General features: G+C 51.4%; 10 protein-coding genes. All 10 read right to left on the bottom strand.

What is annotated here, in order from left to right; translation table 11 throughout:
• Positions 1-149: 149 nt before the first annotated feature.
• The 10 genes from Mal48_RS14120 to Mal48_RS14075 all read right to left on the bottom strand — a co-directional run bounded on the left by Mal48_RS14120 (position 150) and on the right by Mal48_RS14075 (position 14464).
• On the bottom strand, positions 150-1643 hold the full coding sequence (locus Mal48_RS14120) for a PulJ/GspJ family protein (RefSeq protein ID WP_145200653.1): 1494 nt from the start codon (positions 1641-1643) through the stop codon (positions 150-152).
• A 6-nt stretch (positions 1644-1649) separates the two neighbouring features.
• Positions 1650-2975, bottom strand: coding sequence for a type IV pilus modification PilV family protein (locus Mal48_RS14115; RefSeq protein ID WP_145200650.1), 1326 nt, complete (start codon positions 2973-2975; stop codon positions 1650-1652).
• Positions 2975-4144: a pilus assembly FimT family protein gene (locus Mal48_RS14110; protein WP_145200647.1), complete on the bottom strand. Its 1170-nt coding sequence runs from the start codon at positions 4142-4144 to the stop codon at positions 2975-2977. The genes Mal48_RS14115 and Mal48_RS14110 overlap by 1 nt, the downstream gene beginning before the upstream one ends.
• Positions 4145-4181: 37 nt before the next feature.
• Entirely contained in the window at positions 4182-5276 is a 1095-nt protein-coding gene (locus Mal48_RS14105) for a type II secretion system protein (protein WP_145200644.1), read from the bottom strand.
• A 48-nt stretch (positions 5277-5324) separates the two neighbouring features.
• The gene (locus Mal48_RS14100; protein ID WP_197441706.1) at positions 5325-6377 is read right to left on the bottom strand and encodes a type II secretion system protein; all 1053 of its coding nucleotides are present in this window, start codon (positions 6375-6377) and stop codon (positions 5325-5327) included.
• Between the two features lie 213 nt (positions 6378-6590).
• Complete coding sequence (locus Mal48_RS14095; RefSeq protein WP_145200638.1) at positions 6591-7835, bottom strand: type II secretion system F family protein; 1245 nt, start codon at positions 7833-7835, stop codon at positions 6591-6593.
• Between the two features lie 287 nt (positions 7836-8122).
• Positions 8123-9841, bottom strand: a complete 1719-nt coding sequence (locus Mal48_RS14090; RefSeq protein ID WP_145200635.1) for a GspE/PulE family protein — start codon at positions 9839-9841, stop codon at positions 8123-8125.
• Between the two features lie 273 nt (positions 9842-10114).
• Positions 10115-11248 carry a type IV pilus twitching motility protein PilT gene (locus Mal48_RS14085; RefSeq protein ID WP_145200632.1) on the bottom strand — a complete coding sequence of 378 codons (1134 nt, stop codon included), beginning with the start codon at positions 11246-11248 and terminating at the stop codon, positions 10115-10117.
• Between the two features lie 377 nt (positions 11249-11625).
• A complete protein-coding gene (locus Mal48_RS14080) occupies positions 11626-13326 on the bottom strand; it encodes a GspE/PulE family protein (RefSeq protein ID WP_145200629.1) in 1701 nt (566 codons plus the stop codon).
• A 454-nt stretch (positions 13327-13780) separates the two neighbouring features.
• Positions 13781-14464: a hypothetical protein gene (locus tag Mal48_RS14075; RefSeq protein WP_145200626.1), complete on the bottom strand. Its 684-nt coding sequence runs from the start codon at positions 14462-14464 to the stop codon at positions 13781-13783.
• Positions 14465-14494 lie beyond the last annotated feature (30 nt).

Raw genomic sequence — 14494 nt, 5'->3', positions numbered from 1 at the left:
ACTGATCCGGGCCCCTGAAATTGATCTCTTCAACATTGATCTTTTCAACACTGAGGAAATCCTTCGTTTCATGGGTTGCCGGTAAGGTTCTTGACGCCGAGAGATTCTGAAAGGAACCGAACGGTTCAAAATGGACTCGAGTCGCTCTGCTATTCCACAAATGAGTGAATAACAGAAAGCTGACGGACAAGCCCGCTGCGTGTATCGCGAAAGCGTAGTGTGATTCGTATCGCTTTAAGAGGTTTTCGATTGTCAATACATTCCCAAGTGACGGTTCCGTCTTGAATAATCGTTCCGGGAATCGGCGGGAACTCTGGTTTGATATCGCCCGTTGTTCCACCAGTTGAGGTCCGCCGATAGATCATACTTCGGCGAACCGGAGCATGGTCAGACAGCACCGGTACTCCGAGAACTGAGGGAGGCGAACTGCTCGTGGCGGTCCAGGTCCCCAAGCTAGACGTGTCAATAAAATATTCAGTGGGAACGGTACCGCTGGCGTTGGGATGGAATGTGTCGTAAGTATCGTTCGACGGAAGATCGAGGAAAGCATCCGTGTCGTAGTCATAGACTTCCACGTTAAAGGCTTCCACATGTGTGAGGATGATGTCCTCTCCGAAACGTGAGCCACCAGAGAGTTGATCGATGACGTAATCGCCGTCCGAGTCGGTCAAGTCCCCACGCTCATAAGGATCGTTAGCTGTGGTCGGTTGAATGCCTGGATACCCAAAGCTTGGGTCAGACGTTTCCGCATGCGTGAAGCGACCGAAGTAAACTCCGTTGCTGTCGTTTTCAAAAGAGGTTCCGTTCGCCCGGAAACCAAATCGATTTTTCGGTAAGGCAATCGGCCAGTTGGAAACTCCACGATCATTCGCAAGTGAGTCCACCGAATGGAACCACAAAACGCCATCACGCCGGGTCGCTGAGTAATCGAAATCGGTATAGAAATTTGCTGCGGTATAGTCTGGATTGCCGGCAGTCCGGAATCGTCGGGTGCGACCGATTCCGTTGGTCGGTTGGCCATCTTCACGAATCGCTGAATGGATCGGGTCTCTGAGTAACAAAAGTCGGCGATACAAGTTTCCACCGCGAAGGAAGTAGCAGACCTCAGCAGCTGAGGAGGCTCCTAGATCGTTGTCGAAAATGCCATCATCTTTTTCAGCTTCGCTTGTAATCCCCAGGTTGGCCGCTTTGCCAATAAATCGATTGGAGCGTCCACGGTCATCCTGATCACCACGCTGCCCACGTTTGAGCTGGATCGTGAATTGCAGGATGTCATCGGTGTCGTTCGTATTGTTGTTTTCAGCGATGAAGAAATATCCCCGCTGATTGACCGAGTCAATAATCGGTTGATCCCCGTTTTCGATCGGAACAATGCCTTGCAAGTCCCCGTAAGGAAATGATGGCTGACGATAGGTGAGCGCTTGCAGATCTTTCCGTAAAGTGGTGACCACCGACCGGGCTTTCTGATCGTTGTTCGCCAGCCCCCGTTGTTCAGTGATTGAACCGACAGCTGAACCGTAAATCTGCGCGAACATCAGCATGATCAAAACAACAAGCGCCGTCGCAACAAGCATCTCGGTCAGGGTGAACCCCGATCGCTGCTTGTTCGAATCTGGTCGAGTTGTGTGATGGTATTGATTCATAATGTTCTACAGTTCAAAGATCTCAACAATCCCAGGCAGGAAAATCGCTCGGCCAACGTCGCTGGAGTTTCCGGTATTGACTGTGATTTGTTCGACAGCGCGATCCAGCGTGATGAGTGCACGTTCGTTGTTCGCGTCCAGTGTGATGACCGACATTCGATACCAGATGACTTCACGAGCATCGAAAAGGTAATTGCCTTCGCGTAGTAGCGGTTGCTTTTTTCCAGCCCATGAGATGAGCACCTGATTGTCTGTCATAGACATGGCTAAGGGAATGGCTGTCGCATCGACTTCAGATTCATCGTTGTAACCTGAATTTCCGAAATTCGCCTTGAACACCTCTTCATCTTCAAAGCTGAATGAGCGGTTGAAGAGAATGACGGCAGAGACTTTTGGCTGCACATATTCGTCAGGTCGACGAACAGTCAGGATATAGCTGTATCGCGGTGCAAACACTTCGACACGTACCGTGCTGACCTCTGCTAGAGAGTTCAGGTTTGATGGAAGGTCCTGTCCCGTCGGAATGTAGATCGTTTGACCTGAGATGTTGTTGATTGAACGTGATGCCGACTGAGTTCCATCTGCTGAGACAACGACCAGCCGTTGATCTGTCGCGTTCACGCTCTCAAGCGGGACGGAAGCAGGAAAGGTGACAGAGGTGGCAGTGATCGCAGAGGGAATCTCATTCAGTGCAATTGTCCAGCTGTCGGGCTGGGTAAAAAACGGGCGAGCAGAAACATAATCTGTGAATCCTCCACCATCCGTTCGCGCCAATCCCCCAACAAGAAATCCGGAATCGTACCCGAATGTATCTCTTCGAAGGCCGGGCGTTGTTCCGTCTCGGAATCGACCGAGCGGGTCAATGACATAATTGCTCAAAGCAACACGTTGCCAAGTGACTCCACCATCATTCACATTAGCACCAGTCGTTAACCACTTCGGTTCTGCCGCACCGGAAGTTCCGGCAGCAGTACAGCGATAAGCGAGATTCGGTTGCGGAAAAAGTTGGCCAGATTGAATTCGTGGCCAAACCAGATCGTTCACTGCATAGGCCTTGTTTGATTCCCATTCCCCTGTCCAGGTATCAGTGGCTGCTCCTCCGGGTGGTCTGAGAATGTGAGGTGCTGTCCGGACAATGTCGACGACGTTGTCTGCCAGGATTTTTGAATTTGTCAGCTTGGTCGCTTGGATCGAACTGAGAAGTGAGACCGGGAACAACGTGAAGACAGAGACGATTCCGACGCTGAAAATCAACAGCGAGACCAGAACCTCGGTCAGTGTCGCCCCTGTGCGGAGCGTTTTGGTATTGATTTTGGTGGGAGTGTTCTTCATCAGTTCGACTCCCGTCCAAGACGTGCGTAGTAGTAAGGCTGTGTTGCGATATCGTTATTAAATCCGTTTGTTAATGACCCGGAAATTGTGGGGTCGATATCAGTGATGATAATGCTACCCGTTTGAGTAAAGATCGTGAGTGCTTTGTGATCCTTTTCCGGATCAGCAGGCAGAATGAAATCGGGGTAGGTGGCGATTCCAGAGTAGTCGTAAGTCAGGGCTCGTTGGCGAAGTGGAAGAGCCAGAATGACATCGCTGACGTAGGCGATTCGAAAATTGATCACCCCTTCTGATTTCAGGTTGCCTGCTAATGTCCCATCGGGACTGAACAGGATATCCATGCGGTTCGAACCCTGAGCATACCCGGCTGCAAAATCAAAAAGGCCGTTGCCGTTGAGGTCGGACTCGGAACCCATCGTGTCGAGTGTTCCGTCTCTGTTCGTGTCTTCACGGGTACGCCAGCTTTCCGGAACTCGTGATCCATCCAGGTCGATGCAGGTGAGTGGATCGAGCAGAATCGGGTCTTCACCTTCCAGAATGGTCGGCTTAAGTTCGAGGCGATATGGCAATTCTTCTGTACGAGCGGGGTTCCCTGTAAGAGTTGGTGCTGGTGACCATCCTGCAAGTGTGGTGTTCCATGAACTCGGCTCGAAATGTTCGATGATTCGCCAGCGATGGGGCACTCCCAGACTGTTTTGCAGAGTGAACCAATTCCCCGAGCCTGCTGGAACTTCGATGCGATATCCGCCGACGGTGTCGTCAAATGCGCCGATGTTTTGAAGATTACCGAGGCCAGCTGAGTCGAATTCAATCTCCCAGAAACCGCCAGTATTCCAGACCGCCTGGACTGTGCCGCGTGTGTGGTAATCACTCGCACCGACATAAATCATGCTCTTCACGATGCGGGGATCGTTCTCATCAAGAATCAGACGCAGACCACGGACCTGACCTTCAGCGACCGCTCGTGAGCGGGCTCCTTCCAGAGCGTTTTTGAACGTACTGATGCTGTTACTCACGCGGTCCCCATCATTGAGTGTGAATGCACTCACTGTGAGGGTCGTCAAGATGACCAGAATCCCGATCGCCACGAGCAACTCGACAAGTGTAAATCCACGACGAGAGTTCGCTTCGGATGAGATCGATTCAAATTGTCGCAGCGAATTTTTCATTCTGTTCACTAAGACCTAAATGGTTGCTGCTGAAGTATTATTGCTGAGTATTTCTGTTTGTGATGTTATCGCGAATATCGGTCGCCCCGGATGTTGACTCAACTTTTGCCAGTCGATCAGCTGTTTGTGGTGGGCCGGGTGATGTGACTGTTGATGTTGGTTCTCCTAATCCGAGAACGCCATCGGGACCAGCGGAAACGAGAAGTGGAACGTAATAAGTGCTGGGAATGTGGTAGTTGAATGTGCTCATGGCAACACGGTTGACGACTGATCCGCCCGGTGTGTATTCGAAGTTGCTGTCAGCAGAGGAAAACTGGCTTGCCAGCAGACCGCTTGGGTCAAGTGGGTCACGGTCCAGCGGGCCGTTTAAGTTTGTATCGTTAGGAAGTCCCGCGATGAGAATGCTGGCATTCTTTCGTGTGGGAGCGTTTCCTGTGTCTCCATCATCACGGAACAGGTGTGTTGGAAAGTTGTAGAACCGAAGTGGCTGACCCCAGTCGTCGATCAGTTCGTCAAGTCCGTTGCCGTCGCTGTCCTGCACGTGTGCCTGATTGATGTTATCCATCTCCAGAACAGGCATAGGATATGACTTCCCACCGGGAATCACTTGGACACTGCTTCCCTGCGTTAAGGCGAATAGGAATAACTCCGAGCCTGTGACGCTACTGTCATCCGATGCCGCAGCTCCTCCCTTCGATGTCCACGCGCTAGCAAGAGGGGGGTTATCGCCAGTCGTCGACAGGTCAACATCAAACCCTCCTAAATCTTCCGGACGCTGCGGGAGTGCCTGGCGGTACATCAGTTTGCGGATGAGAAACTCTGCTTCTTTTTCATCCACTCCGGAATTTAAGGCTGCCAGTTTTTTCGCTTCAACACTGACGTCCGCTTCGAGCACGGCGTCGTAACGGGCCTGGATAATGGAATCGATCTGGTTGATCGTGGTCCGGGTTGCCACCCCTTTGGAGGCTCCGAGTAATCGACCCAGAGCAGGAACGATAAGGGCGAGCAGGATTCCGATGATCATCATGACCACCAGAACCTCCATCAGTGTGTAACCACGCAATGAATCGACACTGCGCGATGAACCGGCACTGTTACGAGTTGTGCGAAATTGTTGTTGACGATTGAACATATCGATTCTTCATCAAGTCCGTGACAGGGAAAGGCTTGCTCGCCTGGCTTAGCTGGCGTCTAAAACTCCACCGGAGAAGTTCGTGATATTGTCCTTCTGAACACCATCAGCGAAGCCGGTGAACCCCTCATCTTTGTCATAGCTTCCGCCTGTCCCGTACTGGGTATCAGCCCCCGGAGAGATGATCTGGAAACTGTTTTTATTATAAGGAACAGCCCCAGCTGTCCCCTCTGTTGACGGATCACTTTGGATATAAACCCAAGTCGGTTCGGTGATGGAAGACGATGCCAGATCTAAGTCTGTGTGAGCAAAGCTACCGTTCACGTTGTATCCCCGCCCCTCATACGAGCTGGCATACAAATATGGAGCGGTCTGCCCAGGCAAGGTATCCACATACTCAGGCATGTTTCGCAAAACGCCTGAAGGTGGTGAGTCAGAAACATCGACCAGTCGAGAGGCATCAAATTCGAAGAACGGACCAACGCGAGTTCCGGACCCGCGAGCAAACGGCATTTCCGGATCGGTCGAAAAACCGAGCGGAAACCATTTGGCTGGGGTTCCAGACATTGGGGAACCACCCAGTGCATTGCGTATCGAATTCCCATCAGAGTCTTCAGTGGCACAGACTCCTCCCAGAAAGAAGACTAAGCACTCTGCTCCGCGTAAGTCGATCGGGTCAGAGTCTGTCACCCCATTCCCGTTGATATCGAGTTCGCCAGCTGTCGGTGCATTGGCGTAAGTGAAGTCAAAGTTAGGCCAGACCTGACGGATGAATGCTTTACTCTCTCGGGTTCGCAAGTCTGTATTCGACCAGTTGCTGGAGTCTTCATGCAGATAAATTCGACTCGGTGGCTCAACGCCATATTTCAGTTTGAACTCGCCGATCGCTTTGGAGAGATTGCCGATCTCTGTCGTCACGGTGGCATTTCTCGCTGTCGTAATTGCCTTGCTGATCGCGGGGAAAAGCAGTCCGAGCAAAATCCCGATGATGACGAGCACAATCATGATTTCCACGAGCGAGAAGGCTCGCCGTGTTCGTTGAGGTGCTGTCGGTCGAGTCGTTGACTGACAGTTGCGATATTTTTTAGTTTGTCTTTGCATGGCTCGACTCCATTGAAACCGGCTGACCGGGTGTTGCGAAACGCTACGAGTCTGCATTGCTTCGCTGTGGTGGTTGTTTTGTGTTAATCCGCTTTTCGCCGGTAGTGGCTTCTTAATGTAGGTAACGCATTCGCTGTGCCAATGAGTGGCAGAGGCTCAGGGATTCAGGGGCAATCAGCAAAGTCCTTGTTGCCCCCGAATCGTCTGGTCTGATCAGGAGAGTTCGTTGAGAAGTTTCACCAATGGCATAAACAGGGCGATCACGATGAAACCGACGATCAACCCCAGGACGACCACCATGAGTGGTTCAAGCAAGCTGATCAAACCTTCTACGAGCACAGCGACTTCTTCGTCGTAGATGTCCGCGACTTTGTAGAGCATGTTGTCGAGCGCACCGGTTTCCTCACCGACATCGACCATGTTCACCACAAGGTCATCTGTGATGCGGGTCTCTCGAAGTGGAACCGCCATCGATTCCCCTTCGCGAATGGAAGAGTAAATGTGATCGAAGGCCTTTCGGAACACTTCGTTCCCGGCTGTATCCCGGGCAATGGAGAGGGCCTCCAAAATCGGAACCCCGGACGCGATCAACGTGCCTAACGTTCGACACGTTCGCGCAATCGTCGACTTCTGTATGATCTTCCCCAATATGGGTATTTTGAGCATGATCCTGTCTACGATGTACGCCCCCGTCTTGTTCTTCTTGATGAGCTTCACCATCACAAAGAGCGTGAATGGAATCACCGGGATCAGGTACCAGTAGCTCACGACGATATCACTCGTCGAGATGAGCACTTCAGTGATCGCTGGCAGTTCCACACCGAAGTCGAGGAAGATCTCCTTAAACTTCGGGATAATCCAGTACATGATGAAACCGACAATCCCGGTCGCGACGGTGATCACGGCACAAGGATAAATCATCGCACCTTTCACTTTTCGCTTGAGCGATTCGGCACGTTCTTTGAATTCGGCAAGACGCTGAAGGATGACTTCGAGTGCTCCCCCTGCCTCTCCCGCTTTCACCATGTTGACGTACAGGTTGTCGAACGCTTTGGGCTGTTTGGCCATCGCTTCCGACAAAGTGTTTCCAGACTCGACGTCTTCAATTACCCCCATTAAGGAGTTCTTGAGCGCCCCCGGTTTCTCCTGACCTTCAAGAATTCGCAGGCTTCGCAAAATCGGCAGTCCGGCATCCTGCAACGTCGAAAGTTGCCGGGTGAACATGGTGAGTTTTTTCGCACTCACTCCACCGATTGTGAAGGTCTGCTTCTTTTTCGGAGCCTGCTTCTGTTTATCAGCATCGTCCTTCTTTTTCTTCTTGGTCTTCTCGGCAATTTTCGTGACATAAAACCCTTTCTCACGAATGAGGGTTTGTGCCTCTTGCTCCGAGGGAGCCTCGATGGTGTCTTTCACCTCGAGACCGGTATTGTCCATGGCTTCATACTGAAAGACTGGCATGACGCTGATCCATCTTCAGGACAGAAAATGATCACCCTGTGGTGACCGTAGATTAAAATTTCAGACAGCAGTTGAACTCGAACAAGTGTGTGCAGCTGTTGTCTGATTGTCGATAAACTGGTTTGGTGTGAACTGATCCTGAAACCTGAAGTTGCTCTCTCAAACATTGAGAACAGCGACTTCTCCAAAGGTTGTCGGACTGGTTCTGATTTGATCCGCCGAACGGCTGAGCAGAACGTTGATTTGCTTTCGATTTCCGCGTGACGGACCCCGATGATTTCAGGGGATCACTCAATGTCCTCCATGACCGTTTCCCGCACGACTTCGTCGATAGTGGTGACTCCGTCGAAAATGAGTTTCAACCCTGCTTCACGCAATGTTGTCATTCCATGGGTTCGTGCGAGGTTACGCATTTCATCCACAGAAGCGTTGGAAGAAACCATGTCCCGGATGTCGTCATTGACTTCCAGGAGTTCATAAAGGCCGGTTCGACCTTTATAGCCAGAGTTGTTACACCGCTGGCAACCTTTTCCGTAGTAGAAGTTGTATTTTCGGGCCTGCTCGATGGGGAGTTGCAACTCCATCAGCAGGTCATCACTCGGTTCAAATTCGGTTCGGCATTCGGTGCAGATACGGCGGACCAATCGTTGCCCGAGGACCGCTTCAACCGTCGCTGTGATCAGGAACGCAGGGACTCCCATGTCTCGCAAGCGTGTGACCGCTGACGGTGCGTCGTTGGTGTGCAATGTGGAGAAGACCAAGTGCCCCGTGAGTGCTGACTGAATCGCGATTTCGGCAGTTTCGTAATCCCGAATTTCTCCCACGAGAATTTTATCGGGATCGTGACGGAGGATCGCCCGCAGGGCAGCTGCGAAGGTGACATCAATGTCGGAATTGATCGGCACCTGGATCAGCCCGTCGATGTCGTATTCGATCGGGTCTTCAGTGGTGATCAACTTTGTTTCAATATCGTTGAGTTCATTCAACGCCGAATAGAGCGTGGTCGTCTTTCCCGATCCGGTAGGGCCGGTCACAAGGACGATCCCGTTCGAGCGGAAAATCATCTCACGGAAGCGTGACAGGGTGTGCGGGTCCATGCCGATTTTGTTCAAGTCGAGCTGGACCACTGTTCGGTCCAGGACTCGCATAACGACCGCTTCACCAAACATGGTGGGGAGCACACTCACACGCAAGTCGACGGGGTTTCCACCGACGTTCAATTCGATACGACCATCCTGCGGCATTCTTCGCTCTGCGATGTCCAGATTCGCCATGACCTTGACGCGAGAGACGATTGCCGAAGCCAAGTGGCGCGGCGGAGGGACCATTTCGTAAAGGACGCCATCGGCACGCACGCGAATTTTGAATTCATCTTCAAAGGGCTCAAAGTGAATGTCGCTTGCCTGGTCTTTGATTGCCAGGAGCATGACCATGTTGAGCAGTTTTCGAATCGGGTGTGAACTGGTGACTTCGTCCTCACCGCCGATGTCGAAGGCTCCGACCTTTGTGTGCAAGGTTTTGTTGCCGACCTCCAGATCCTCCAACTGATCCATGAGGTTTTCCATGTCGTCTTCGCTGGCGGCATAGTGTCGCTCAATCGACTCTTCGACTTCAGCAAGAGAAGAGACTGCCCCGCGAACATCGTACCCCAGAAAGTTTCGCAAGTCGTCCAGAGCAGCGAGGTTCTGAGGGTCTGCCATCGCCACGGTCAACACGTTGTCGATCAGCGAGACGGGCATGATTTTGTAGACACTGGCCATCGTTTCCGGGACAAGCTCCAACACTTTTGGTGGGATCGTTGTCTCAGCCAGATTGATGACCGGCATTCCGAATTGCTCTGCGAGCGCTTCGGTGATCTGTTCTTCGGTGACCAAGCCCATCCGTTTGGCGACTTGACCGATAATCTCACCGGAGGACTGCTTCTGCTCCTCAAGCACATCCCAGAGTTGGTCCTCATTGAGGTAACCCAGGTCGACCAGAATTTGTCCCAATTTCCGTTGTGCCATGAGTAGCTTTCCCAGCGAATCACTTATTAGCTCTGACAAAACCCGAACAGGAGTCGAAAACGAGTGCATCACAGCGATTTCAACAGTCCATGAACGATTTTGCTCTGAACGATCTTGTCAGGTCTTTTTGTTTATCTCATCAGTTGTGAAGTATCCGAATCTGAATTCATCGTCAGAGCAGTTTGCTCTAACGTGTCCCCGTGAAGAACGCGTTTCTGAAATGAAATTGATGTTCACCACGAGGCAGAACCTGAACACCAATTCGATAGATGCCTAGTCGTCATCCCAATCGTCTTCGTCGTCCCAGTCCTCGTCATCTTCGTCTTCATCATCCTCTGCACCCTGCTTGATGTTGTTGATGCGGGCTCGAAGTTCACCGGGGTTATTGGAGCGGACGATCACATCCTTCTCTTCGCACAATCCTTTTCTCCACAAGTCGTAGAGAGCATCATCCAGCAATTGCATCCCGAACTTCCGTCCGGTTTGAATCGAAGAGTTAATACGGAATGTTTTGGCTTCACGAATCAGGTTGGAAATCGCAGGCGTGACGACCAGCATTTCGTATGCTGCGACAAGGCCTTTGGGCTTCTTAGGTAACAAAGCCTGACTCAACACACCGATAATCGCTGCTGAAAGCTGCGTTCGGATCTGTTCTTGCTGAGTCGTGGGGAAAACGTCGATGATTCGGTCCACAGTTCCCTGGGCACCGGTTGTGTGAAGTGTTCCAAAGACAACGTGACCAGTTTCCGCCGCGGTGATCGCTGCGGAGATCGTTTCCAGATCCCGCATTTCCCCCACCAGAATCACATCGGGGTCCATACGCAATGCCCGCCGAAGAGCTTCCGGGAAGTCCGGGACATCGACCCCGACTTCACGCTGGTTGACGGTCGATTTTTTGTGGTCGTGGTAATACTCGATCGGATCTTCAAGAGTGATGATGTGGTGCTGCTCATGATCGTTGAGATAGTTGATCATACTCGCCAGCGAAGTTGTTTTTCCTGATCCGGTTGGGCCTGTCACCAGGAAGAGTCCACGCGGACGGGTGATCAATTCAGCGACAATCGGCGGAAGCCCCAATTGTTCGAATGTGAGGAACTCGTTGGGAATTCGTCGCAGCACCATTCCGATATGGCCGCGTTGCTTAAAGACCGCAACACGGAAGCGGGCCTTGTCTCCAAACGCAAACCCGAAGTCAGTCCCCCCAACTTCCTGAAGTTCCTGCTGGTTCCGCTCAGGCGTGATACTTTTCATCAACGCGACGGTGTCTGAAGGCTCCAGCACCTTCGTGTCGAGTCGTTGCATTCGACCGGAAAGGCGGACCACGGGCGGCTGCCCGGTACTGATGTGCAGATCGCTGACTCGTTCACGGACTACCGTTTCGAGCAATTTATCAATTTGAATCGTCACGAATATGAGCCTTCAGGACATGATGAAGACGCCACGCACAGAACATGCGTGACACCGAAATTATTCACATGATCAGGTTCAATGACGAATCCGTGTCTCAGTTGCCAACCTATTCCATGCAGTGCGGCAACTGTTGTTCTTTAAATTTCAATCAACCTTCTCAACTGGGATCTCTCAATTGCTGACTGCAGCTTTTGCAGGCTTTGAAAAAGCCATCAAGGAGGTTTGTTGTGTCGTAGTGATGGCAATTCCCTCGGGAGTGGTGTCGTCTTGATTCAGTGCCCAGGTGTTTTGTTGAATTGACGACAGTGCTCCGCTCGTTTTGATCTGTGGTCATCCTTGATGTGAGGCCAGAATGATCACTGAGTCTCTACAGTTTAGTGCCCTCCTGACCGAAGCTTGTATGCCTCGGTGAGTGTCGTAACTCCTTCAACTGCCCTGTCGACAGCATCTTCTACTAATGTTTTCATGCCGAATAACCGGGCTTGTCGACGAATGTGCTGAGCTGGTTCACTTCGGAAAGCAAGATCCCGAAGAGTTGCATTCATCATCATCAATTCGAACACAGCTTTACGTCCCCGAAACCCGGTATGCTGGCAGTTTTTACAGCCTTTTCCTCTGCGGAAGTTTGCATTTTCGAGTTGTTCCTCAGTCAATTCGAAAAACTCCAGCTCTGTTTGGTCCGGTTGATATGACTCTCCACATTTCGGGCAAACGACACGTGCCAGGCGCTGTGCCATGACCGCCATGAGGCTGGAAGCGACCAGGAATGGCTGTACACCCATATCGATCAGGCGTGTAATAGAACCGGGCGCATCGTTCGTATGGAGTGTACTGAATACCAAGTGTCCAGTCAAAGATGCCTGAATTGCCATCTCTCCCGTCTCGGTATCTCGAATTTCGCCGACGAGGATCACATTCGGGGCTTGTCGCAGCATTGCACGGATGATTCGAGCGAAATCGAGGCCGATGCTATGCTTCACTTCGACCTGATTGATCCCGGGAAGGTAGTATTCGACCGGGTCTTCCGCTGTGATAATTTTTCGGTCGGGGCGATTCAGCTCTCCCAAGGCACTGTACAGTGTAGTGGTTTTGCCACTCCCAGTAGGGCCTGTCACCAAAAAGATACCGTTCGGGCGGCGGATAATTGCCTGGAATCGACGGTAGTTCTCTTCGCTAAAGCCCAGGCTGCGGATTCCGACTTTGATGTTATCTCGGTCCAGAATACGCATCACGATGGCCTGACCGTGATTTGTGGGGAGAACGCTGATCCGTAAATCGATCTCTTTTCCACCAGCTCGCGTTTTGATTCGTCCATCCTGAGGACGTCGTTTTTCTGCGATGTCCATTCTCGCCATAACTTTGATGCGAGATGTCAATGCACTCAGCAGTCGACGTGGTGGGCTGTCACGCTCGACCAGGACTCCATCGATCCGGTATCGAATTCGAATTCGATCTTCGAACGGTTCGACGTGAATATCACTCGCCCGCATATTCGCTGCTTCTGTGATAATCAGATTGACCAGACGGACAATCGGCGAACTCTCTTCGCCTTCTGCGTCCTTCGCAGCTTCGTTGATCTCTGTTTCGGTGAAGTCAATCGCGGTTTCCGTGAACTCCATCAGCATGGAATCGACAGACTCTGTTTCAGATCCACCATAGAACCGGTTGATGGCATCGTTGATTGACTCTTTGGGAGCCATCGTCAATTCAACATCGCGATTGAGGATAAATCGAAGTTTTTCCATCACTTCGAAGTTCATCGGGTCAGTGACCGCAACGACCAGTCGCTCCCCGATAAATTCCACGGGCAAGCACGTGTTTTCGCGAGCTACCGATTCTGGGACCAGTTCAATCACCGCACTGGAGATGTCCAGATTGTCTAAATCTGTGAACTTGAACCCGAATGCAGCCGCTTTTGCCTCGCTGATAAGGCTTTCATCGACGTATCCGAGTTTAATGAGCGCATCTTCGGGCATGATTCCGCCCGCTTTCGCGACGCTAATCGCTTCCGCCAATTGATCAGCACCAATGGTGCCGTCGTCGATGAATTGCTGAAGCCAGTCGTTACCTGCCATAGGGAATCTCTCTCCGCAAATGAGGGGAGTGAAGTGAAAGGTTTGAATGCACTTTGTTTGTGGATTGACTCAATTCAGAACGGAGGTGTCTGAATGGAATTGGCACAAATGTAGTGGACAAAAGCAGCTAGGGAAAGTGATGTACATGAGTTGATGTGATTTTGGCTGAGGCGTTGAAGTGAAATTCAAAAGAAACCTCAGAACACTACAAACTCGCTGATGTGTGATAATATGCGTAAAAGAAGGGAATTACGCCCTGATCTCAAAGTCTTGCTGTTTGAGCAACCAAATTTTTCAGAGAGATGGAATTCAGTTCTCAGCTCAGCCCTTGAAGCAGTTGCCATGCTTCTCTTGACTGTGAAGATCGATGTGTCGATTGACGTGATGAGTTCTTCGCTACTCGTTAGAGACATGGAACGCTTCATCGCAATTTTGTGTGTCGATCAGTATTAAGTCAACCAGTAATCGGGAGAACGGTCCGCTCTGGGAAGTTCGCTTCGGGCAGCAAGCTGCCGACTTCTGCGCGGACCACGTCTCGGGCCACCTCCAACGTTTTGAGGCAGACATCCGGGAGAGGCTCCAGTTGAATTCGTTTCATGACCTGATTCAAGCGGAATAGAAGGCGCTCATCGTCGAGGTAATCTTCCAGAAAACGTTCTCGGATGAACATCTCAACCATCCAGGAAAGCTTTGTGACTTCTTTTGTTGCCAGTGAAGAGACAACACCTTGTAAGCGGGCTAAGTCAATCTCATTGAGAAGCTTGTAGAACGCTTCCAGTCGCGATGGTCGCTGTTCGATTAAAGCGGCGTCGAGGAGAAGTTCCATCACGATGTGACCAAGGAACCCGCAACGCCAGGCATTGCTTTCGTCCAGGTTTTCGCGGAAGGAGCGAGCGATAATCCCGGTGACGCGATAGAACGCTTCTGTCCCATGGAACCAGCGATCGTCGTCGAGATGCTTCTGAATGCCTAAAGCAATCTCGACTTCGTCGCCCGCTAGCATTGGCAACTCTTGAGCGATTTTCTTCCCGCGAACTCGGGCTTTGCGGTCGACAACACTCAACCAGTCTGGCACACATACACCAGCTGCGTAATAGGGACGGTCGAGATATCGAATCGCATGGGTAAAATAATTCACGGTGCAATAAGCTTACGCAGACGGTGCGAA

This window comes from Thalassoglobus polymorphus (genome assembly GCF_007744255.1).
Lineage (GTDB): Bacteria > Planctomycetota > Planctomycetia > Planctomycetales > Planctomycetaceae > Thalassoglobus > Thalassoglobus polymorphus.
This window is presented reverse-complemented; position numbering and strand designations above follow the sequence as displayed.